The organism is Flavobacterium ginsenosidimutans, assembly GCF_003254625.1.
Classification (GTDB): domain Bacteria; phylum Bacteroidota; class Bacteroidia; order Flavobacteriales; family Flavobacteriaceae; genus Flavobacterium; species Flavobacterium ginsenosidimutans.
The window spans coordinates 392,093-415,604 of record NZ_QJRJ01000081.1 but is presented as its reverse complement, the minus strand read 5'-3'; the positions used below and the strand labels follow the sequence as shown (position 1 = coordinate 415,604).

15 protein-coding genes are annotated in these 23,512 nt (G+C 34.0%); 7 read left to right on the top strand and 8 right to left on the bottom strand.

What is annotated here, in order from left to right; translation table 11 throughout:
* Positions 1 to 83 precede the first annotated feature (83 nt).
* Together DM444_RS19775 and DM444_RS19770 are read right to left on the bottom strand one after the other, a co-directional pair.
* Positions 84 to 1,781, bottom strand: a complete 1,698-nt coding sequence (locus tag DM444_RS19775) for a ribonucleoside-diphosphate reductase subunit alpha (protein WP_111289839.1) — start codon at positions 1,779 to 1,781, stop codon at positions 84 to 86.
* Positions 1,782 to 1,797: 16 nt separating this feature from the next.
* Positions 1,798 to 2,772, bottom strand: a complete 975-nt coding sequence (locus tag DM444_RS19770) for a ribonucleotide-diphosphate reductase subunit beta (protein WP_111289837.1) — start codon at positions 2,770 to 2,772, stop codon at positions 1,798 to 1,800.
* A gap of 844 nt (positions 2,773 to 3,616) precedes the next feature.
* Here DM444_RS19770 and DM444_RS19765 point away from each other — a divergent pair.
* The 6 genes from DM444_RS19765 to DM444_RS19740 all read left to right on the top strand — a co-directional run bounded on the left by DM444_RS19765 (position 3,617) and on the right by DM444_RS19740 (position 13,318).
* Positions 3,617 to 5,107, top strand: a complete 1,491-nt coding sequence (locus DM444_RS19765) for an ankyrin repeat domain-containing protein (RefSeq protein WP_111289835.1) — start codon at positions 3,617 to 3,619, stop codon at positions 5,105 to 5,107.
* A 100-nt stretch (positions 5,108 to 5,207) separates the two neighbouring features.
* Positions 5,208 to 5,690, top strand: coding sequence for a DUF2271 domain-containing protein (locus DM444_RS19760; protein WP_111289833.1), 483 nt, complete (start codon positions 5,208 to 5,210; stop codon positions 5,688 to 5,690).
* 27 nt (positions 5,691 to 5,717) lie between these two features.
* Positions 5,718 to 7,901 carry a PepSY domain-containing protein gene (locus DM444_RS19755; protein WP_111289831.1) on the top strand — a complete coding sequence of 728 codons (2,184 nt, stop codon included), beginning with the start codon at positions 5,718 to 5,720 and terminating at the stop codon, positions 7,899 to 7,901.
* A 251-nt stretch (positions 7,902 to 8,152) separates the two neighbouring features.
* Positions 8,153 to 9,145 (top strand): FAD:protein FMN transferase, encoded by a 993-nt coding sequence (locus DM444_RS19750; RefSeq protein WP_111289830.1) that lies wholly within the window; start codon positions 8,153 to 8,155, stop codon positions 9,143 to 9,145.
* 407 nt (positions 9,146 to 9,552) lie between these two features.
* Positions 9,553 to 11,952 (top strand): TonB-dependent receptor, encoded by a 2,400-nt coding sequence (locus DM444_RS19745; RefSeq protein WP_239455734.1) that lies wholly within the window; start codon positions 9,553 to 9,555, stop codon positions 11,950 to 11,952.
* A gap of 37 nt (positions 11,953 to 11,989) precedes the next feature.
* Positions 11,990 to 13,318, top strand: a complete 1,329-nt coding sequence (locus tag DM444_RS19740; protein WP_111289828.1) for a hypothetical protein — start codon at positions 11,990 to 11,992, stop codon at positions 13,316 to 13,318.
* A gap of 300 nt (positions 13,319 to 13,618) precedes the next feature.
* Here the strand turns inward: DM444_RS19740 and DM444_RS19735 are convergent, their stop codons facing one another.
* A complete protein-coding gene (locus DM444_RS19735) occupies positions 13,619 to 14,494 on the bottom strand; it encodes an NmrA family NAD(P)-binding protein (protein WP_111289826.1) in 876 nt (291 codons plus the stop codon).
* A gap of 81 nt (positions 14,495 to 14,575) precedes the next feature.
* Between DM444_RS19735 and DM444_RS19730 the strand changes: the two genes are divergently transcribed.
* Positions 14,576 to 14,941 (top strand): winged helix-turn-helix transcriptional regulator, encoded by a 366-nt coding sequence (locus tag DM444_RS19730; RefSeq protein WP_111289824.1) that lies wholly within the window; start codon positions 14,576 to 14,578, stop codon positions 14,939 to 14,941.
* A 233-nt stretch (positions 14,942 to 15,174) separates the two neighbouring features.
* Here DM444_RS19730 and DM444_RS19725 read toward each other — a convergent pair whose 3' ends face one another.
* The 5 genes from DM444_RS19725 to DM444_RS19705 form a co-directional block, all read right to left on the bottom strand.
* Complete coding sequence (locus tag DM444_RS19725) at positions 15,175 to 16,140, bottom strand: M20/M25/M40 family metallo-hydrolase (RefSeq protein ID WP_239455732.1); 966 nt, start codon at positions 16,138 to 16,140, stop codon at positions 15,175 to 15,177.
* Between the two features lie 19 nt (positions 16,141 to 16,159).
* Positions 16,160 to 17,212, bottom strand: coding sequence for a sialidase family protein (locus DM444_RS19720; protein WP_111289822.1), 1,053 nt, complete (start codon positions 17,210 to 17,212; stop codon positions 16,160 to 16,162).
* A 77-nt stretch (positions 17,213 to 17,289) separates the two neighbouring features.
* The gene (locus DM444_RS19715) at positions 17,290 to 18,624 is read right to left on the bottom strand and encodes a sugar MFS transporter (RefSeq protein ID WP_111289821.1); all 1,335 of its coding nucleotides are present in this window, start codon (positions 18,622 to 18,624) and stop codon (positions 17,290 to 17,292) included.
* 181 nt (positions 18,625 to 18,805) lie between these two features.
* Positions 18,806 to 20,395, bottom strand: a complete 1,590-nt coding sequence (locus tag DM444_RS19710) for a SusD/RagB family nutrient-binding outer membrane lipoprotein (protein WP_111289819.1) — start codon at positions 20,393 to 20,395, stop codon at positions 18,806 to 18,808.
* 17 nt (positions 20,396 to 20,412) lie between these two features.
* Positions 20,413 to 23,499, bottom strand: coding sequence for a SusC/RagA family TonB-linked outer membrane protein (locus DM444_RS19705; protein WP_111289817.1), 3,087 nt, complete (start codon positions 23,497 to 23,499; stop codon positions 20,413 to 20,415).
* Between the last annotated feature and the right edge of the window lie 13 nt (positions 23,500 to 23,512).

Below are 23,512 nucleotides of genomic sequence, written 5' to 3'. Positions count from 1 at the left end.
TCGCGTATGATTCCTCGTTCCTCGGAATAACAAATAGTATCTATAAAAAAGCCGAATCTTAATTTAGATTCGGCTTTTGATTTTTATGATTCACAACTGCTGCAAGAAACAAGACTTGTTACTAATTCTTTAGAAACACTTTGGCTTCTTTGGTAGTACAAACTTTTAACGCCTTGCTGCCAAGCTTCTATCATTAAACGGTTTACATCTTTAATTGCCAATTCTGCTGGAATATTAAGATTTAAACTTTGTCCTTGATCAACAAATTTCTGACGAATTCCTGCTTGCTGTACAATTTCTAACTGGCTAATTTCTTTAAATGTTTTAAAAACATCTTTTTCCTGCTGAGTTAATTGTTCCATATGCTGAACACTTCCTCCGTTTAGCATAATTCCTCTCCAAACTTCTTCATTATCTAAACCTTTTTCTTCCAAGAGTTTTTTAAGGTATTTATTTTTACGCATGAAATTACCTTTGCTTAATCCAGCTTTATAATAGTTACTGCTGAAAGGCTCAATTCCTGGCGAAGTTTGTCCTAAAATTGCAGAAGATGAAGTTGTAGGTGCAATTGCCATTGTGGTTGTATTACGTCTTCCGTAACCTTTTAACAATTCTGGCTCGCCATAAATTCTAGCCAATTCTTGACTTGCTTTATCGGCTTTATCGCTAATATGTTTGAAAATCTCTGTAGTTTTCATTTTAGCTTCCATTCCTTCAAACGGAATCATGTTTTTCTGTAAATAAGAATGCCATCCTAAAACTCCTAAACCTAACGCACGGTGTCTTTTAGCAAATTTATTAGCCGCAGAAAGATAATAGTTGCCTTCTGTTTTTTCAATGAATTCTTGTAAAACTGCATCTAAGAAAAAGATCGCCAGTTTAACCGCTTCAGTATCTTTCCATTCTTCATACAACTCTAAATTCATTGAAGAAAGACAGCAGATAAATGACTCGTCATGAGTTGATGGAAGCATAATCTCACTGCACAAATTACTTGCATTGATTCTTAAATTCTGATCTTTATAAACTTGTGGTTTATTTTTATTTACGTTGTCACTAAAGAAAATATAAGGCAAACCTTTTTGCTGACGGCTTTCTAATACTTTAGCCCAAATTTGTCTTTTATCACCATCGCCATCAATCATTTCCTGCATCCAATAATCTGGTACACAGATTCCAGTAAACAAGTTCTGAATTGGGTTTCCGATACTTTTAATTTTCAAAAACTCTTCAATATCTGGATGGTCAATATCTAAATAAGCTGCAAATGCACCACGACGAACTCCACCTTGAGAAATGGTATCCATTGCCGTATCAAAAAGCTTCATAAAACTTACAGCTCCACTACTCTTTCCGTTATCGGTTACAGCACTTCCACGTTCACGCAATTCACCAAAATAACCAGAAGTTCCACCTCCAATTTTAGTTTGCATGATTACTTCTCCAAGCTTATGTGTAATTCCTTCAATTTTATCTGGAACGTGAACGTTAAAACAAGAAATTGGCAATCCTCTTTCTGTTCCCATATTTGCCCAAACTGGCGAACTGATACTCATCCAGCCTCTTTCTATCATTTCCATAAAAGACTCTTTCAACTCTGGTTTGTAAAGTCTTTTTGAAGCAGCAGTACAAATTCTATCGATTGCTCCTTCTACAGTTTCTCCTTTTAAAAGATAACCGCGGTTTAAAATCTGCTCACTTTCAGAATTTTTCCACCACATTTTACTGTCGTTTTGTGGTTCAAAATTGTTATTTGCTGGGTTTGTGTCTATTGTATTCATATATTATGGGCTTGTATTAGAAAAGATCGTTTGCAGTGATACTCTTGTCGTGTTTCGTATATTCAACTGGACGTTTTGCAAAGAAATCATCTAAACTGTTAGCAAAAACTTCTTCTTCAAACCAAGTCATTTTTGAATACTCTTCTGGAGAAACATTAAAAATTGTTTCGATATTGATTTGTTTCAAACTTTCGTCAATTCTAAATTTCATAAAGTTTACCAAATCTTCTTTATTAATAGTTTCAATCGCTCCGTTTTCAAAAATCCAATCTAAAATATCAGCCTCAACCGTAATTGATTCTTTAACCGTTTCTCTAATTAATTCTAAAGTTTCAGCATCAAAATATTCAGGGAATTCTTCACGGATTTTATTGATGATATAAATTCCGCCATTTGCATGAATTTGTTCGTCGATTGAAGTCCAAGCGATAATATTGCTCACATTTTTCATATATCCTTTGAATCTTGTGAACGACAATAAAATAGCAAACTGACTGAATAATGAAACATTTTCGATTAAAATACTGAACAGAATCAGTGAAACCATATACTTTCTGTTATCCTGAGATTTGGTATCTTTCAATACATTAGAAAGATAATCTACACGTCTGCGAATCACAGGAACGTCCAAAAGTCTTTCAAATTCGTCATTATAACCTAAAACTTCCAATAAACGAGAATATGCTTCAGAATGTCTAAATTCACATTCAGCAAAAGTAGTTCCCAAACCGTTGAATTCTGGTTTTGGAAAATGCTCATATATATTACCCCAAAAACTTTTTACAGCTACCTCAATCTGTGCGATTGCCAATAAACTATTTTTAATTGCTGTTTTTTCAGCCAAATCTAAATGCGCATGAAAATCTTGCGTATCGGCAGTAAAATCTACTTCAGTGTGTACCCAATAAGCCTTATTAATTGCTTCGGTAAATTGCAGAACCTCAGGATATTCAAAAGGTTTATAATTGATTCTTTTATCAAAAATTGACATATATAGAGTTTTAAGTGACGTATTTGAAATAGAAAAGCGAGCGCACAAATTTGGGGTCGGATTGGCGTGATTTCTATAATTACAAATTTAACCCACAGTTCTTCTTTTATCCAGTTTTTGATGTTAAAAATCCGTCCAATTATCAACAGTTTTAAAACTTCAAAAAACCTCAAATTCGCAAATTTTATCAACAGTAACATAATATCTTGTAATTGTCAATGAGCTAGCATTTTCCTTAAAATTAATGTTAAGTTATCAACATGAAAAAGCGAACTTTTTTATGGGCAAACGCAAAACAGTTATCAACACTTCGATTTAAAAAAAGCAAAATCCAAGTCGCATTTTTCAATCAAAAAAAGCTTCTTATTAATAATTATTCTAAATAATTTTTGAAGCTATTTTTTACGAAAAAAATCACAACATTCTTGATCACAAATATTTACAATCAATATTTTTTTTAAGATTCTTTTCTGTTTAAAAAAACAAGATCATGAAAAAGGCTTTTTTTGATACGAAATAAGATTAAAAGACGAATAATGCTATAAACATCCAACAAAGTAAAATCTTCCGTCAAGTTTCGCTCTTTTGAGTCTTTTTTCAACTTCAAATTTTAGCTTTTTCCATCTCATACAACTTATCAGATTAAAAAAAAATTAAAATTCGCTTAAGCTATTCTTAATTTTAAGTAAAACTGGACCCAAATTCCTTTTTACGGCAAATTATTCTTGGTTTAAGAATATTAATTTTTACATTTGCTTTATTTTTATTTATTCTAAATAGAATAAAATATTCCCGAAAAATTAAATTAATCTTGTACAATTCAATAACCATAAATTATCGAAATATGAAAAAGAATCTTTTCGTTTCTTTTGCATTTGCTGCGTCTTTATTTGTAAATGCTCAGCAAAAAAACACGTTGTTAGATGCTGCGTTCTGGAAAACTTCTCCAAGTGTTGAAACGGTTCAGGCAGAAATCGCTAAAGGAAATAGTCCAGCTGAGGCTAATGTAAACGCGTTTGACGTTACAACATTAGCCATTAATAATGATGCTCCTTTTGCAACAATCAAATTTTTAGTTGAACAGCCGGGAAATTCGATCACAAAATTAACTCACGATAATCGTATCTATCTGCACTGGGCTGCTTATAGAGGTAATACAGAATTGGTACAATATCTTATAACAAAAGGTTCTGATGTAAATTTTGAAGACAGCCACGGAACTGCTCCTGCAGATTTTGCTGCTTCAAACGGTCAATCAGCTCCAGCGATGTATGACGCATTTTTCAAAGCTGGCCTTAATCCGACAAAAAAATATGCTAATGGCGCGAATCTTCTACTTTTAGCCATTGCATCTGATAAAGATTTAAAAGCTGCCGAATATTTTTCTACTAAAGGAATGTCTTTAAAAGATGTCGATAATGACGGAAATACTGCTTTTACTTATGCTGCAAGATCAGGAAATATTGCTCTTTTGAAGAAACTTTTAGAAAAGGGAATTAAACCAACTAGCGATGCTCTTTTATTTGCTGCACAAGGAAGCCGTAGAGAAACTAATACTTTGGAAACCTATAAATATTTGGTTGAAGAAGCAAAAATTAAAGCAACTGCTCAAAACAAAGCCGGACAAAATGTATTGCATATTTTGGCTGGAAAACCTAATCAGACAGAAATCATTAAATATTTCTTAGAAAAAGGTGTTGACGTAAATAAAGCCGATAAAGAAGGAAATACGCCTGTAATGGCTGCGGCGGCGGCTAGAGAAACTGCTGTTTTAGAATTGCTTCTTCCTATTGCTAAAAACATAAATGCTCAAAATTTAAAAGGAGAATCTGCTTTGACTTTTGCAGTTAGAAACGGATCTCCAGAAGCAGTAAATTTACTTTTAGCTAAAGGTGCAGATGTAAACGTAAAAGATAAAGACGGAAATAATTTAGGTGTGTATTTAGTACAATCTTATCGTCCGGCTGGAAGAGAAAAAGTAACTACAGATCCTTTTGATGCAAAAGCTAAATTGCTTCAAGATAAAGGACTGGACTTAGCGGCTCCGCAAAAAGATGGAAATACTTTGTATCATTTAGCTATTACAAAAAATGATGTTTCGCTTCTTAAAAAAATTACTGATTTAAAAGTAGATATTAACACTAAAAACAAAGATGGCTTAACAGCTTTACACAGAGCTGCAATGACTTCTAAAGATGATTTAATTTTGAAATATTTAGTTTCTGCAGGAGCAAAAAAAGAAATCAGCACAGAGTTTGACGAAACGGCTTATGCTTTGGCGAAAGAAAATGAGCTTCTAACTAAAAACAACGTTTCTGTTGAATTTTTAAAATAAACAATTAATTAATAATCAATATTTGAAATTCCAAATTCCAAACTTTACATTTGGTGTTTGGGATTTCACATTACAAATCCACACAAATACATAATTTCAGATGAAATCAATATTAAAAATTGCTCTTACAAGCGCTTTTATCTTTTTAGTTTCTTTCCAATCTCAAGCGCAATCAAGCAAATACAAGATTATGCTGCAAATGAATAATTATATGGGAGAAGGTGCTTACATTGTAGTTTCTCTAGTTAATTCAGCTGGCGAATACGAAAAAACGCTTTATGTAATGGGCGATGATAAAAAATGGTACAAATCTTTAAAAGAATGGAATAAATTTCACACTGCAAAATCAGATGATATTAGTGCAAAAACTGGAGCTTCTGTAACTGGCGGTGATCGTAGTGTAACAACTATCGAAATCGAAAATTCTAAAATTAATAAAGGTTACAAATTACGTTTTGAATCTGCTGTTGAAGATCAGAAATATTATGTGAGTGATCTTGAAATTCCGCTTACAACAGAAGGTATGGCCGATAAAACAGATGGTAAAGGTTACATCAAATACGTAAGATTAAGTAAAATATAATACGATTACATTTCTAGAATACACTCAATGACTCTTTCTTTTTGGCGTTACGCACATTTGGCTTTGGCCTTATTTTCTTCTATTTTTTTGCTTTTGGCTTCGGTAACAGGAATCATTCTGGCAGTCGATGCAGTTCAGGAAAAAACACTTCCGTATAAAGCTGAAAATTTTAATAAAATAACTTTGGGCGAAACCCTTCCAATTTTGAAGAAGGCATATCCAGAAATTACAGAATTGAGTGTAGATTACAATCAGTTTGTAAGACTTCAGGCAATTGATGAAGATGGAAATGACGTTAATGCTTACATTGATCCAAAAACTGGAAAAGCATTAGGAACTCCTGTAAAAAAATCAGAATTCATTAAATGGATTACGAGTTTTCACCGTTCGCTTTTTCTTCATGAAGCGGGGCGTTTTTTTGTTGGTGTTATTTCTTTTTGCTTGCTATTAATATCAATTTCGGGTTTCGTGCTGGTTCTAAAAAGACAGCGCGGCATCCGAAATTTCTTTTCTAAAATTATTAAAGAATATTTTGCGCAATATTATCATGTTCTTTTAGGAAGATTAGCATTAATTCCGATTTTGATTATTGCGCTTACAGGAACTTATTTATCGCTGGAAAGATTCAACTTTTTTATGGGTGAAGAAAAAGCAAAACCTGTAAAAACAGAACTTTCAGCCAAAGCGAAAACAGCTTCAATTTTCAAAACAACTTTATTATCAGATGTAAAGAAAATCGAATTTCCGTTTACAGATGATCCAGAAGAATATTATATCATCGAATTGAAAGATCGAGAAGTTGAAGTAAATCAAGTTACAGGAACTGTAATTTCTGAAAAACTTTCTCCTATAACTGCACAATATGCAGCTTTGAGTCTTGATCTTCATACGGGAAGAATTAACGGAATTTGGGCTGTAATTTTAGCTATTGCGTGTCTTAATATTTTGTTCTTCATTTATTCTGGTTTTACAATTACATTGAAAAGAAGATCAAGCCTGATTAAAAATAAATTTAAAGCAAATGAAAGCGCTTTTATTCTTTTAGTTGGGTCTGAAAACGGAAGTTCTTTCCGATTTGCAAATGCAATTCTAAAACAATTAATTGATCAAGGTCATAAAGCTTTTATTACCGAATTAAATCGCTTTTCTGTTTATCCGAAAGCGGAACATATTATCGTATTTTCTTCAACGCATGGCTTGGGAGATGCTCCTTCTAATGCTAATAAATTCAAAGCACTATTAGAAAAACAAAATCAGGAGCAGAAAATCAATTTTTCAGTAGTTGGTTTTGGTTCTAAATCATATCCAGATTTCTGCGGATTTGCAATTGAAATTGACCAGCTTTTAGAAAATCAAAATTGGACAGAACGTTTTTTAGATTTACAAACCGTAAATGATAAATCGGCTGTAGAATTTGTTGAATGGGCAAAATTATGGAGCGTAAAAACTGGAATTCCATTGGCTACAACACCTTCTTTATACAATCACGTTCCAAAAGGTTTGCAAAAATTAATGGTTTTAGATAAAACTCCAATTTCTGAGACCGAACATACTTTTATTTTGACTCTACGTCCGAATATGAGAACTAAATTTAGTTCTGGAGATTTATTAGCAATTTATCCGGCTAATGATTCGAGAGAGCGTCTGTACTCTATTGGAAATCATTCTGGAAATATTCAATTAGTCGTAAAACTTCATCCAAACGGATTAGGTTCTGGATATTTGAATGCTTTAGAACCTGGAAATGTTATAAAAGCTCAGATTGTTAAAAATCCTGCTTTTCATCTTCCGAAGAAAGTGCAAAAAGTAGCTTTTATTTCTAACGGGACAGGGATTGCTCCTTTCTTAGGAATGATCGAACAAAATAAAACTAAAAAAGAACTGCATCTTTATAGCGGATTCAGAATGGAAACTCCAACGCTGATGGCTTATAAAAAGTTTGCAGGAATCATGATTCAGAAAGAACAACTTGATAATTTTCATGTTGCTTTATCGCGCGAAGCAGAACATATTTATGTAATGGATTTGATTAAAAGAGATTCTTCGTTTTTTGTTTATTTATTAAAAAGAGGTGGCGTTATCATGATTTGCGGTTCGCTTCAAATGCAGAAAGATGTTGAAGTAGTTTTGAGCGAATTGTGCACAGCAAACCAATTAAAAACGCTTTCAGAATATAAAGCCAATAATCAAATTTTAACCGACTGTTATTAATTGTTAATTGTTGATGGTTAATTTTGGATTGTTGATTTTAGATCTCTAGCCGGAATTTTTAATTTTTAATTCTAAAACAAATCCCAAAGGGATGACATATTTATAGATTTGATTTGATCCACATACAGCCAAAGCCCCAGAGGGGTGACACAAATGTTGTAAAATATGTCGCTCCGCTGGAGCTTTGTTAACTATTATCAATCAATTAACTATAAATATTTTGCTCCTCTGGAGCTTTTAAAACTATTTTCATGCACAAATTATTATCATATAAAATTTTATTTCTATTTGTAATTACTTGCTGTTTTTCAGCACATTCGCAAGTTTTACGAAAAAGAACGACTTTGCTTATGGGCGGACGTTTTGATATTAGTATTGTAGATAAAGATTCTCTTTCGGCTGAGCAAAACATTGATCTAGTTATTGGCGAAATTACCCGAATTGAAAATTTAATTTCAGATTGGAAACCCGATTCTCAAGTTTCCGAGGTTAATCAAAATGCAGGAATAAAACCCATTAAAGTAGATCGTGAAGTTTTCGAATTGACGCAAAGAGCGATTAAACTTTCTGAAATTACCAACGGCGGATTTGACGTTAGTTTTGCAGCTTTAGATCGTATTTGGAAATTTGACGGTTCGATGACCGAAATGCCTTCGGCGGAAGCCATAAAAAAATCGGTTGAGAAAGTGGGTTATAGAAATATCATTTTAGACAGCACAGAATCGACTATTTTTCTAAAATTAAAAGGAATGAAAATTGGTTTTGGCGCTTTAGGCGAAGGTTATGCAACCGATAAATGTCGTAAAATGATGCTCGAAAAAGGTGTTCAGGCTGGAATAATAAACGGTTCTGGCGATATGAGCACTTGGGAAAAACAACCGAACGGACACGATTGGAAAATCGGAATTACGAATCCGTTTAATCCTGAAAAATTGATTGGAACTGTTCCGCTAAAACAAGGCGCTGTGACTACTTCTGGTAGTTATGAAAAATTTGTTGTTTTTAACGGAAAACGCTATTCTCATATTATAAATCCTGCAACTGGCTATCCTGCAACCGGTTTATGTAGCGTAACCGTTTTTGGTCCAAATGCAGAAACCGCCAACGGATTGAGTACTTCTATGATGGTTTTAGGCCAGAAAGAAGGTTTGCTTTTACTTCAAAAATTTCCTGAATACAGCTGTCTCATGATTACTGATAAAGGGAAAGTTATTAAATCTAAAAACTTCTCCTATAAGTTGTAAATTGTTAATGGTTAATGGTTAATGGTTAATGGTTAATTGTTAATTGTTGATGGTTGATTCAGTTGTCTTCCTTAGCGATCCCAAAGTTTCGGGAGAAGGATATACACAAAGTATATTATTGATAATTGAAATGAAATAATCTCGCAATCCCGATAGCTATCGGGATTGCGAGATTAGAAAAATGCTTATATACTTTACGCGTATCCTTCGACTTCGCTCAGGAAGACAAAATACGAATTCCCTATTCACAACTCACAACTCACAACTCACAACTCATAATTCATAACTCAAAAAGCAATATTAAAAAAACATTAGAATCTACAACGCAATTCTAATAATCTTCTAATTGCTTTATTTAGATTAAATTTAAATTATCATATAAGTTTGCAGTCCAATAAAACTGCCATATGAGAATACTTTACGCTCTCCTTTTTATGATAACCTTTTCTGGCTGGTCTCAAACTGGAAAAATTACAGGGAAAGTTTATTTTACCAATAATGAAAATGCTTACGGAGCATCAGTTCAAATTAACGGAACAAAAAACTTCGTTGTAGTCGATAACGACGGTCAATTTGAAATAAAAGGCTTGACTTATGGAAGTTATAATTTAGAGATTTCTTCTATGGAGGCAAAACCAAAAACTGTCAACGTTGTGGTTAATCGTCCTTCTCTCCTACTTAATATTCAGCTCGAAAAAGCTACAGACCCAAAAGCACTGAAAGAAGTTAAAATTCAGAAAAAAACATTCAAAAAAGAAATCATTGACAAAGGCTTTGCAGTAAATGTAATTGAAACAGAAGAAGCTGCAAAAAGAAACCTGCAAATCAACGATTTATTAGATCGTTCTGGTGGTGTAAGAGTTAGACAAAATGGAGGTCTAGGTTCTGCTGTAAGCTATAATATTAACGGAATGTCTGGAAATGCTATTAGAATTTTCATCGATGGCGTTCCAATTCAAACTTATGGAGCTTCTTTCAGTTTAAATAGTATTCCGCCCGCTTTGATTGAAAGAATTGAGGTTTTTAAAGGAGTCGTTCCTGCTTATTTAGCAGATGATTCACTTGGAGGTGCAATTAATGTGGTGTTGAAAAAAGGGGCTAAAAATAGCTTAAATGCTTCTGTTTCTTACGGTTCATTTAACACTGTACAATCTAATGTAAATGCAACTTTCAGAGATAAAAATGGCTTTACGGTAAAAGCAAATGCTTTCCAAAATTACTCTGATAATGACTATGAAGTTTGGGGAAGATGGGTTTATAACATCTTACCAAATGGACGTTACGAATACATTAGAACCAAAAGATTTGAGAGTATGTACAGATCATACGGAGGAAGACTTGAAGCAGGTTTCACTAATGTAGATTGGGCTGATACTTTCTCAATAAGTTATAACGGATCACAGGATTATAACCAAATTCAACATGGTCAATACATGACAAAACCTTATAAGGGAAGATATGGTGAAAATGCCGCAAATGTATTCAGCCTTACTTATGCTAAAAAAGATTTCCTGATTAAAAAACTGGATTTCTCTGCAGTTGCAGTTTATAGCCACAAAAAAGAATTTCTAAGCGATACCGTAAAATGGAATTACAACTGGAATGGAGAAAAAGCTATTGGTTTATACGGCGAACCCATTTTGTCGACTACTGGAGCGCAGCAAGGAGCTGCAACATTAAATTACAGAACTGCTAATGTTTTCAATACCAGAGTTGGATTAACTTATTCTATCAATGAAAATCATAAAGTTCTTGCGAATGTAATGACTCACATTTTTGACCAAAATGAGCTTGACAGAATGAAACCCGAATTAATTAGAAATTTTGATGTTACGCGCGATTTAACCAAAATTGTTTCATCCTTTGGTTATGAAATGTCAGCTTTTGAATCACGTTTAAGAGCAAGTCTGTTTGTCAAAAATTATGACTTAGACAACACAGAAATTAAACCTATAATTGTCAACGAAAATGGTCAGAATACTATTGGATCTGAAGTTTCATCAAAAAACACCAATTTTACAGGATATGGAATAGCTGGTTCTTATACGCTTTTCCCGAAAGTAATGGCGATGTTTTCTGCAGAAAAAGCAATTAGGCTTCCAACAGAAGATGAAGTATTTGGGCGTCCAGGCGAGAACATTTTAGGCAATACTAATTTAGGACCTGAGCAAAGCAATAATTTTAATGCAGGATTTCGTTTTGGTCCGTATGAAATTAATCATCATAAAATCACATTTTCTGGAAATGGTTTTCTAAGAAATTCAAAAGATAAAATTGTACGTCAAATAAGTATTCGTTTAAATGAAGCAGTACAGGCAACACCTTTTGTAAACTTAGGAGAAGCACAATCAGTTGGTTTTGAAACTTCGCTTCAGTATTCGTACAACAATCGACTTTTTGGAGGAATAAATCTTTCTAAATTCAATTCTCTTTATAAGGACAAATACGATTCAAACGGTAATATTCTTCCTTATTACAACAAACAATTGCCAAATGAACCGTATTTCACTGTTAACGGAAATCTTCAATACAACTTTAGAAACGTAATTCAGAGTAAGTCAGAGCTTAATTTGTATTACTACTGCGGCTATGTTGCTCCATTTTATACTTCATGGCTAGAAATCGACCGAACTTCAGCTCAATTCCCACAGGATTTAGGTTTAAGTTATGTTTTTCCGAATAAACAATTCACTGTTAGTTTTGATGCCCGAAATATTTTGGACGAACAGGTTTACGACAACTTTGCTGCCCAAAAACCGGGAAGAGCTTTTTATCTGAAAATTAACTACAACCTTAATAAATTTTAATCATTCAATAAATAACTAATTTTTTAATGCAATAAAGATGAAAAAGAACACTTTCAAATTATTTACATCTAGTTTACTAGTTGGTGCATTTGCTTTAACTACAGCTTGCAGCAGCGATGACAATAAAAATACTGAACCTGTTAATCCTGTTACAGATGGACGTTGGATTACGGTAGCTGGAGCTTTAATGCAGACAGAACCTGGTGACGGAAATGGCGGAACGAGAGTTTATGCTATCAGCAAAGAAAATGCAATTGATCCTACTTTTTCTGTAAATGTTTATGATCAAGGTGTACCTGTACAATCTAGCAGAACAGCACGTTTGCAGTCTTCTGTAGATGGAAGCACACTTTTCAACATCACATATACAGGTGCTAATGGAGGTGAATTCATGACATACAAAGTAAACGGCGCTAATAACTTTGTAGAATCTCAGACAAAAGTAAATATTTCTCAATATGCTGGAACTTCTCCAAGATGGGTAAAACTTTTTGATGGTGACAAAACAGGTGTAGCCGTTAACGTAACTACTCCAGTTGTTAACACAAATGAAGATAAAACATACAAAAATACAAGAGGTGTTGCGACAGTATTATCTTTAGATATGCAGCAAACTTTAATTTCTGCTTTCAAACAATATGAAATTCCATTGACTGCTGAAGAAGAAGCGCAAGGACACCACATTTTCCGTTTAGATGCTCCAACTTTAAACAAAGCTGGAAACAAACTAATCATCGGGACTTGGATGCGTAAAACCGATCCTGCAACGGGACAAAATGCAGCATCATTCACACGTTTAGGATCTAAATCTGTTGTGGTTGATTATCCTTCATTGGAAAATCCAAAAGTGATTACTTCAACTATAGGATTTGGTGACACTAGCGGATACAGAAGTTTCAACAGTTTTGTGGCTTCAGATGGAAATATCTATCAAGCAACACAAAGAGATACTCAAAAAGGTTCTTATATCTTAAAAATCAACCAAAATAATGAATATGATAACTCTTATGTATTCAGTTTAGATACTGCTTTAGGTGTTAAAGGAAGTTATATTGATGCTTGGAGATATGTTGGAAACGGAATTGCTTATGCTGTTTATACTTACGAAGGTACTGAGCAAGGTTTCTTAGCAAGACTTGATTTGAATGCTAAAACTGCAGCATTGGTAGAAGGAATTGCTTATGATGCTGATTTAGATTTCGGTCAATATCAAGGTTTTGTAGTTGATGGAAACAACTTCTACATCGCTGTTACTCCAGTTGGAAAAGATGGTAACATTTATGTAATTGATATTCCTTCAGGACAAGTGACTAAAGGCGCTAAATTATTGAACAAACCAGGAAACCACTATATTGGGGTATTCTAAAAAAATACGACTGTAAAAACAGCTCGTTAACCGCTCTCATTTTGAGATTTTTTTTTTAAAATTGAACATTCCGCTTCTATCTTTAGTAAGCGGAATGTTTTTTTTAATTTATCAAGAGAAATTGAACTGAATCAAATTTAAACACATAGAAACATAGATTTTATGCGTAAAATTTATGCTGAAGAAAAAAATAATTCCACATAGTTTCCTATCTGCTTTTAAACAAGTGAAACGCCTTTTTTTAAGTTTATAAAACTATGTTTCTATATGTTTAAAATAATTTCAATCAACAGGTTATGATTAGAATTTTGAAGCAAATTCTTTTGCAAAATCTTCTAATTTGATTTTTCCTTGCACGTTTCCATCATTGTTTAAGAAATCGGCAGCGATTGTTTCGTTTCTTAATCCTGTTCCCATTTCGGTATATAAACCAGCCATTTCTTCAGGAACTCCAGCTTGTGTCATTCCGCCAAAATATTGTTCATCTGTAAATTCAATCCAAGGAAGTTCTGGTTTTTCGATAGCAGCTCCAAAAGTTTTTACAATATCTGAAGGCGTTTTAACATCACTAATAATATAACGAATGTTTTTACCTTCTTGTGTTTTCTGCAATTCTTCTGCCGCGGCAAATGCAATATCTTCTGGATGCACTAACGGAATACGGTTTGATGCAGGGAAATTCGCTCCCATAATCCCCGCTCCTTTTATCATCGGAATATCATTAAAGAAATTAAAGTAGAAATATCCAGCTCTCAAAAATGTAATTGAAGTGTCCAGTTTCTCGTAAATCTTTTCAATATTATACAAACCTGCAATTGGCCCGTTTCCTGTCGGTAAATCAGCTCCAATACTGCTTAACATTACTACTCTTTTAATGTTGGCTGTCTGGATTGCTTTCGCGAAAGCGTGACCAGCATCTGTTGTGTTTTTAACAATATTTATTCCACCCATATTTGGAGGTGTCATTGCAAAAAGAGCATCCGCACCTGATAAAGTTTTAGAAAGAAAATCAGCATCGCTAACTGACCCAATTGCTGCTTTTGCACCTAAATTTTCGATCGCATCTTTTCGATCAGCATTACTGCTAATAACCGTTACATCATGTCCCGATTTTACTAATTGTGCCGTTAACGGCTTTCCGATATTCCCTAATGAACCTGAGATTATAATTTTCATCTTAAAATGTTTTTTTATTTAACATTACAAAGGTATCTTTGTACTTACTTTTATACAAGTACTTACCCTAAAGTATGTATCATGACAGCAATTAAAGAATCCTCTACTATTCAGGAAAACAAGCAGTATGCATTGGAAAAATGTCCCGTAACTTTTGTTATGGAAAAAATTGGAGGCTACTGGAAACCTATTATTTTATATCATTTATCGACCGGAGATAAGCGTTACAGCGAATTGAAAAGAGCAATTCCGGCAGTAACAGAAAAAATGCTTATTCAGCATTTAAAACAACTTGAGGCAGATGGTTTGGTTATTCGAGAGGCAAAACCTGTTGTTCCTCCATTTGTTACTTATAGACTAAGCAATGCAGGAAATGGCCTTTTACCCGTTATTGATGCAATGGCTGCGTGGGCTTTTAAAGTAAAAGACGGCGTCTATACTATTTAATAGACACCGCCTCTTCAAACAACAAAAAACTAATTAACTTAACTTAATTTCGTGAAATTGTACAGGATTTAATTTCAACACATAGGAACATAGGTTCTATCCTAAAAAGAAGGACTAAGAGAAAAATATTTATGCACGTGCATTTAAACTTTTAAGTTTTTAAAAACTATGCTTCTATGTGTTAAAATAATTTCACTCAACTACTTAACTTATTTGTATTGAATAACGCTTTTTTAATTTTGTTTAATGAAAACTAAAGCTTCTTCATAATTGGCAATTTGGGTGAGGGCATTGTAAATGTATTTTGCAACCAAAGCTCCTCCATCTGAATTAATCAGATCAATATCGTCATCAGGCGTATGATATTGCGGATGTCCGCCTGTATGAAAACCTACGGCAGAAATCGATTCTTTATAAAAAGAAACGTGATCAGAACCTCCAACGTCTCCTGCATGTATAACTGGATTTAATCCGCTGTTTGCTTGGAGTTTTTTCATTAGTTCAACTCCGTTCGGAAAAGTTCCTGCACCGCCCATATAAAGCTCTTTTTTATCATTTAATCTTCCAACCATATCCATATTCAGCATTACTTTTACGCTTTCTTTTGGAACTGGCAAATGATTGATAAAGTATTTCGAACCAAGCAATCCTTCTTCTTCTCCGCTAAAAGAAATAAAAATGATGCTTCTTTTTGGTTTTACTTTCATCTTAGAAACTTCTTCCAAAATGCACAATAATGCCGAAACGCCAGAAGCATTATCATCGGCTCCATTGTGAATGGCAAAAGCTTCTTTCTTTTTACTTCCTGAATTTGGTCCGCCCCAGCCCCAATGATCATAATGTGCGCCAATGACAATGTATTCGTTTTTAAGATTCGGATCTGAACCTTCGATGTAACCGAAAACATTTTGAGTTGCAACACTATCCGATTTCATTTTATTAATTCCTTCTTTCACAAAAAGTTTGAAAGGCTGATAATAGGAATTGTGGAATTCTTTTAAACCGTATTTTTTAAAATACTTCTGAATGTATGCTGCAGCCTCATTATTGCCTTTTGTTCCTGGAAAACGACCTTCTAATTTATCGGAAGACAAATATTTGTCATGTTTATAAAAGGTTTTAGATATGTCTTTATTTTGAGCATTCGCTTGAATACCAAAAAATAAAATGCTTAAAAAAAGATATTTTAGAGTTTGCATATTTTGTTCTTATCTAAAATTATAAGCTTAGTTCAAAAGAGGTATGTTTAATATATTTTCTATCGTAAGTATATAAAACATGAATTTTCTTGTCTGTTGTCTGAATTATGGCTGGATAGCTAAATTCTCCTTTTTCTTGTTTTTCAAGATCAAATAATTTTGTCCAATTTAGACCATCTTTAGAATATTCGACATCTAAAATGTTTCGTCCGTTAAACCAATCTTTTCCAATTGGCAGCGGATTATTTACCAGTAAAAACAAATTTTTATTTACAGTTAAAGCATCGATGCCTGAATTTGAATTGACCACATTTATAGTGTTAGTTCTAATCCAACTTTTTCCATTATCGCCAGACCAGCTCGATACCACTTTATTGTGTTTGCTTCGAGACAACATCTGGATATCAGTTGAACTATGAATTAAGAATGTAGGCTGAATCACATCTAAGTTTTGATTGTTTTCTACCGCAATTTTCTTCCAAGAATCTGTTGCTTCTGTATATTCTTCTACGTGTATGCGCCATTCGTCTGTATTTACACTTTCTGTACTGCTTCCGCATAAAATTACGCCTGGAGTAGTTTCGATAGGTTTGTTACGAATTGGCCCTAAAATCCCGTCTGGAAGATATTTTGGTTCGCCCCAAGTTGTTCCATTATCTTTTGAAACAATCATAGCGCCAAACCATTCTCTCGGATTTTTACCAATTTTGTAAAATAAATACAGATTCTCGCTTTTGCTTTTAAACAAAACTGGGTTCCAACATGGAAGCGTATCTCCGTTTTTAATCAAAGGCTTAATTAAGTTTTTAGGCGAAGACCATTTTTTGTCTTTATAAGCCGAAATATAAATTCCGACATCTTTTGCGCCTTCATATTTTCCTCCAAACCAAGCTGCTAAAATCTCGTTTGGTTTATATTCCACCAAAGTCGATGCGTGACTATTAGTCGTAACTGGAGGATCTGCAATATAACTGCTTTCAATATTTACTGCTTTTATCTGTGCTTTTATTCCATTCGAAAAAAGAAAAATCACTAGTACAGCTACTGCAGTATATTTTGTTTTTGATATCATTTTATTGTATTTATTATTAGCTGTCAAATGATAGCTGTAAGTGAAATTATTCACTTTTTACATTTCACATTTTTTTACTATTCGCTCTTCTTCAAACCTATTTTGTGTCCTGAAATTGCGTAATATAAAATAAAGATATAGCAAGGAAGCAAAATCCAATATCCTTTTGTTGATGCACTTGCTGAGGCATTTACTTCGCTAATTCCTTGTGCAATTAAATCTGCTTTTGCACCGTCAACGAATTTTCCATACAATGGCGGAATAACTGCTCCACCTGAAATTGCCATTACTAATAAAGCTGCTCCAGTTTTTGTAAATTTTCCAAGTCCATTTAGTGTAAGTGGCCAAACTGCTGGCCAAACCAAAGCATTTGCGATTCCTAAACCAGCAACAAATAAAACAGACGTAAATCCAGTTGAAAATACAATACAGAAAGACAAAATAATTCCTAAAACTGCACTAACTCTTAAAGCTAAAGCTTGTGTAATATATTTCGGAATTAAAAATGCTCCTAAAGCGTAAGTTGCCACCATTGCTAATAAAGTAAAAGTGGTAAAGAATTTAGCATCGGCAGCAGGAAATCCTAAAGCGATTCCGTAAGCGATAATGGTGTCACCTGCAATTACTTCTACTCCAACGTACATAAACAACGTTAATACTCCAAGCCAAAGATGCGGAAACTGAAAAATACTCGTTTTTACTGTTTGTCCATCTTTTGCTTCTTCTATTGGCGCTGCTTCTACATTTGGAAGCGGTGCTTTACGAATTAATATTCCTAAAATAAACAAAACGACAGCCATAGAAATATAAGGAACTACAACACTGTCTGCCATATTATTCAATAAAATATTCTTTTCAGAAACACTGACTTTACTTAATTTTTCCTGAATTTCATCAATTCCAGATAATAAAATTGATCCGAAAATAAGTGAACCTAAAGCTCCTGCAATTTTATTACAAATTCCCATAATAGAAATTCGTTTTGCAGCACTTTCGATAGGTCCTAAAATAGTAATATATGGATTGGAAGCGGTTTGCAATAAAGTCATTCCAGCTCCTTGAATAAAAATTCCAGTTAAGAACATCCAATAAGTTCTAGCTTCGGCAGCGGGAATGAAGATTAGAGCTCCAAATCCCATAATGAATAATCCTAAAGACATTCCTTTTTTATAACCGATTTTAGCTAAAATATAAGATGCGGGAAGCGCCATAACCACAAACGAAATATAAGATGCCGAAGCAACTAATAGAGATTGTGCAGAGGTCAATTCGTTAATGGTTTTCATAAACGGAATCAAAGCGCCATTGATCCAGGTTACGAATCCAAAAATGAAAAATAGACTTGCGATTATTAATATTGGTAATAAGTTTGGTTTGGTTTGTGAGGAGTTAGTGGTATTTGCGTTAACCATTCTTTATTTTATTTAATGTTTTTTGTGGTTTTGATGATTTATTAAATTGGAGAAAATCATCATTTAGTTAAAAGAGCATAATATTATCAGAAATACTGACATTGTAATAAAACAAAAGGAGAGTTACCTCTCCTTTTGCGTTTTAAGTAAGGATTGTGTCGATCATTACTCACCAAATTAATTATTTTGTGTCCCACCAAAGTCTAGTTCCACCTGAATCTGGACCTCCTAATTTAGAAACTCCGTCTTCAACAGCTGCTTTGTTTGCTGAGTACTCGTTTGTAGTGTAAATAATTCTTTTCATCAAAGATTTACCAACTCCAGCATCTGGGTTATCAGTATTTAAAACTGGATAGATTACTTTAGCATCGCTTCTACGTAAATCTGCCCAAGCTTCCCAAGATTCTGGGAAAATTGCTAAGTATTTTTGAACTGCAATTTGAGTTCTTTGATCAGCAGTAGATGCAGACCAAGCAACTGGCAATTTAACTGGAATATCTTGTAAATCTAAAGTTGGGTATAATGTTAAAATGTTTGGTAATGTTGGCAAAGTTACTCCATTGATATATGCATTAACTGTAGCAGTATCAGTGATTCCCCATTGTGCAAGAGATAATCTAATACCTGTTTCATACAAAGTTTTAGCATCTCCGCCCATGTTCCATCCATTTAAAGCTCCTTCTGCTCTACTTAAGTAGTTTTCAGAAGCCATTAAGATTTCAATGTTTTTAGATTCACTAAGGTTATTAGCTGCACCATTTCCTAAAACTTCATTGTTAAAAGCAGAGAATTTAGTAGTTCCAAATTGATCTTCTAAACCTCCAACAGGGTTTCCTCTATAAACTCCAGTATCGATTGGGGCAAACCATTTTGATAAACGTGGATCATTGTATCCTACTAAGATACTTTCCATAGAAGCTGTCATAACATAACCCCAGCTGTTAACAATCATGTTTAAGTTGTTTGGAGTAATGTTACTTGCTTTAAAGAATGCGCTTTGATCGTTTGTTTGCATAACTCCAGCAGCAACAGCAGCCTCTGCTTGAGTTTTTGCTTTAGCAGCATCTTTATCAGAAATTCTTAAAGCTAAACGCAATCTCATACTGTTTCCAAAAATTCTCCATTTATCAACGCTTCCAGCATAAACTCTATCATTTGGAGAAAGAGATGCAACTGTAGTTGTTGAAGTAGAAGACAATGTAGCATTAGCTTCGTCTAATAATTTAAAGAAATCTTCATAGATAGATTCTACACTGTCGTAAGGAACTTTATCTGAACCATTACCTGCTTGAGTGTAAGGAATTGGTCCGTAAGCATCAACCATTTGGTTGTACATGAAAACTTTCCAGATTTTTAAAACTGCTAATGCTTCAGCATTTCCTTCAGAAGCTTTAATAGCATTTGTTAATGCTGGTGCAGCAACTGTATAAAATCTTGTCCATCCTCTACCTTCGTATCCGTTAACGAAAGCATTTCTTTCAGTTCCATATCCACAGTTTAAGTAGTGAATAAAAGTTGAAGACAAAATACCTGTTGCAATACCCCAAGTACCTTGGTCATCAATACCACTAGGTGACGAGTAAGAACCGTTGTGGATACCTGCATAAAGTGCAGATGCAAATGCTGGTCCTGCAAGGGTTGGATCTAATTGACTCTCTGTAAGAGAATTTGGATCCGTATTTATTTCGTCGAAATCTTTTGTACAACTAGAAAAAGTAGATAGCATTGCTAGAGCAACTCCTAGTGTTTTTATTTTAAAACTATATTTCATGATATCTCTTTTTTTAATTAAAATCCGAATTTAACATTAACTCCATAATCTCTCGTTGAAGGAATGTTGAAAGATTCTATCCCCTGTAAGTTTCCTGTACCTGCTCCAGCCTCTGGATCAAAATACTTAGCTTTGTTTAAGAAGAAGAATAAGTTTCTACCCACTAAAGAGAAGTCAATACTGCTAAATCCTGAGTTACCTAATAAACGTTTTGGCAATGAATAACCAAATACAAGCTCTCTTAATCTGATGTTTGTTGCATCATATACGAATGGTTCTGCAATTGGAGTTCTTTGACCGATTGCTGTCCAATATTGCTCTGCATTAATACTTGTTGTGTTTTGAGTATAAGTTCCGTTTCCGTTATCAACAACACCATCAACAATAATTCCACCATTTCTTCCAGCTAACGTAATGTCGCTTACCCCTAAACCAGCTTGTCTAGCTTGAGTGTATGAAATAACCTCACCACCAATTCTGAAATCAACAAGGAAGCTTAAAGAGAAATCTTTGTACTTGAAGTTGTTTTTGAAACCTGCAGTCCAATCTGGGTTAAAGTTACCAGCACGAACATCAAAACCATTTGTAGCTAAAGGAATACCAGCGCTGTTAACTAAAATTTGTCCTGCATCATTTCTTTGGAAACCTTTGATGTATAAATCACCATATTCTCCACCAACAACTACTTTACTTCTTACTAAACGTCCTTCACCAATTACTAATTCATCACGTCCTTCAAAGATAGACTTTACTTTTGACTTATAAGAAGCATAGTTTGCTGTAATATCCCAAGTAAAGTTTTGTGTTTGAATTGGAGTTGCAGTAAGTGTGAACTCCATACCTTTATTTTCAATATCTCCACCGTTTACGATTGCTCTAGAATATCCAGAAGATTCAGGAGTGTTGATATAGAAAATTTGGTTGTTAGTTAACGTTTTAAAGTATGTGAAATCTAAACCTAAACGGTTGTTGAAAAATCTAACATCAGCACCAAACTCAGAAGAAGAAGAAATCTCTGGTTTCAAGTTTGGATTAGCTTTTGTGCTTTGTCCATATAACATACCACCGTTACCTCCGATGTATGAAAATCTTTGTTGTGTTTGATAAGGATCTGTATCGTTACCAACTTGTGCGTAAGAAGCTCTTAATTTTGCAAAACTGATTACTTCTGGCAATGTTACCATATCAGAGATAACTGCTGAAAGTCCGAAAGATGGGTAGAAATAATCATTTGGTAAAGTAGAAGACCAGTCATTTCTAGCTGTTAAATCTAAGAATAAATAGTTTCTGAAACCAATTTGTCCAAATCCATAAACAGAGTTAATTCTTTTCTCTGAAGCTGTAGAAGTAGATGTTGGAGTTTGAACATTCGATAATGCAAAGAAGTTTCTTTTACTTAAAACTCCACCTGAATTTAACGATGAACTATTTTGTTGCAATGAACTTGCTCCAGCATTAAGTCCAATAGAAAAATCTCCAAATTTTTCGCTATACGCAAGTAAAGCATCAACGTTTAACTCGCTAACTGTCTCATAAGATTCTCTGTATGATCCCAAATTACTATTGAAAGCATTTGTTGCATATCCGTTTCTAACAGTTGTATTTGTCATTTGGTCTAAACCAGCTCTACCTTGTAAGCTTAATGTTTTTGTAAACTCATATTTAAGAGACGCTAAACCAATAAATCTGTTTCTTTTATCTGTACGAGCATCATCTCTTAAAGCAGACCAGAAAGGGTTTCCTCCTGGAGCTCCAGTTTCATCAAGAAAGTAGTTTACTTGTCTTTGTCCAGCAGCATCAAAATATTCGAAATCTTTGTAATCGTTATAAGCGATACTACGAGGTAATAAATAAGCAGATGTTCCAATAGACTCTTCACCAGTTCTCAATATGTTATTAATATCTTGAACGATGTAGTTTGTTTTAGCATCTAAAGTTAATTTGTCAGAAATTTTACTAGTCAATCTTAAGTTAAGATTGTGTCTGTCCATTTGGTTTCCTCCAACAATACCTTCAGCACGTGTGTTAGTATAAGAGAAATAACCTTGCGCTTTTTCGTTACCAGCTGTAACAGTTAAAGTGTTTGCTAAGTTATAACCTGTTTTGTAGAAATCAATAACGTTGTTTGGTTGTGCAGAATAGCTTTGTGTAGCTGGCCCAGCATAATTTGGGTTACGAACTAATTGCCATGCTGATACTTGACTTCCGTCTAATTTTCCTCCCCAGCTTGAGCTTGAGTTAGAAACGTAAACACCATTTGTACCTTGACCATACTCGTTTTGTAAGTTCATCAAATTGTAAGCAGAAGAAGCCATGAAATTAGATGATAACGAAACTGAAGTTTTTCCAGCTTTACCAGATTTAGTTGTAATTACGATTACACCATTTGATGCTCTAGATCCATAAAGAGCTGCAGCAGATGGTCCTTTAAGAACAGTCATCGAAGCAATATCTTCTGGGTTAATGTTAGAGATACCATCAGGCTGTGTAGTTCCTCCTGTATCAATATCAGGATTAGTTGTTGTTGTTCCGTTACTAATTGGCACACCATCTACAACATAAAGAGGCTGGTTGTTCCCGTTAAGAGATCTGTTACCTCTTAAAGTAATTCTAGAAGAAGATCCAACACCATTAGAAGTAGTAGAGAAGTTAAGACCAGCAACTTTACCAGAAAGAGAGTTGGCAACGTTTAATGATCTTGCTTCAGAAAGTTCACCTACTGAAACGTTTTGTGCAGAATAAGTAATAGCTTTTTTCTCTCTCTTAATACCAAGAGCCGTAACTACTACCTCTCCTAATTGCTGCGTGTCTGCACCTAAAGATACGTTAATTGTAGTTTGTGATCCAACAGCAACTTCTTTTGAAGCAGATCCCACATAAGTGAAAACTAAAACTGCTGATTGACCTGGAACATTAATGCTGTATTTACCATCAAAATCTGATGAAGCACTCGTCTTTGTTCCTTTAACAATAATATTTGCTCCAGGAATCGGAATTCCGCTAACAGCATCTGTTATCGTTCCTTTTACTGTAGTCTGTGCTTGTAGGCTTTGAAACCCAAAAAGGCAGATGACCAACAGTAATTTTAGTACGTTTTTAATCATATTAGTTGTTTTT

Excerpts from the sequence above, each read along its gene's own strand:
- DM444_RS19775 (WP_111289839.1), bottom strand. The coding sequence starts at position 1,781 with ATGAATACAATAGACACAAACCCAGCAAATAACAATTTTGAACCACAA.
- DM444_RS19770 (WP_111289837.1), bottom strand. The coding sequence starts at position 2,772 with ATGTCAATTTTTGATAAAAGAATCAATTATAAACCTTTTGAATATCCT.
- DM444_RS19765 (WP_111289835.1), top strand. The coding sequence starts at position 3,617 with ATGAAAAAGAATCTTTTCGTTTCTTTTGCATTTGCTGCGTCTTTATTT.
- DM444_RS19760 (WP_111289833.1), top strand. The coding sequence starts at position 5,208 with ATGAAATCAATATTAAAAATTGCTCTTACAAGCGCTTTTATCTTTTTA.
- DM444_RS19755 (WP_111289831.1), top strand. The coding sequence starts at position 5,718 with ATGACTCTTTCTTTTTGGCGTTACGCACATTTGGCTTTGGCCTTATTT.
- DM444_RS19750 (WP_111289830.1), top strand. The coding sequence starts at position 8,153 with ATGCACAAATTATTATCATATAAAATTTTATTTCTATTTGTAATTACT.
- DM444_RS19745 (WP_239455734.1), top strand. The coding sequence starts at position 9,553 with ATGAGAATACTTTACGCTCTCCTTTTTATGATAACCTTTTCTGGCTGG.
- DM444_RS19740 (WP_111289828.1), top strand. The coding sequence starts at position 11,990 with ATGAAAAAGAACACTTTCAAATTATTTACATCTAGTTTACTAGTTGGT.
- DM444_RS19735 (WP_111289826.1), bottom strand. The coding sequence starts at position 14,494 with ATGAAAATTATAATCTCAGGTTCATTAGGGAATATCGGAAAGCCGTTA.
- DM444_RS19730 (WP_111289824.1), top strand. The coding sequence starts at position 14,576 with ATGACAGCAATTAAAGAATCCTCTACTATTCAGGAAAACAAGCAGTAT.
- DM444_RS19725 (WP_239455732.1), bottom strand. The coding sequence starts at position 16,140 with ATGCAAACTCTAAAATATCTTTTTTTAAGCATTTTATTTTTTGGTATT.
- DM444_RS19720 (WP_111289822.1), bottom strand. The coding sequence starts at position 17,212 with ATGATATCAAAAACAAAATATACTGCAGTAGCTGTACTAGTGATTTTT.
- DM444_RS19715 (WP_111289821.1), bottom strand. The coding sequence starts at position 18,624 with ATGGTTAACGCAAATACCACTAACTCCTCACAAACCAAACCAAACTTA.
- DM444_RS19710 (WP_111289819.1), bottom strand. The coding sequence starts at position 20,395 with ATGAAATATAGTTTTAAAATAAAAACACTAGGAGTTGCTCTAGCAATG.
- DM444_RS19705 (WP_111289817.1), bottom strand. The coding sequence starts at position 23,499 with ATGATTAAAAACGTACTAAAATTACTGTTGGTCATCTGCCTTTTTGGG.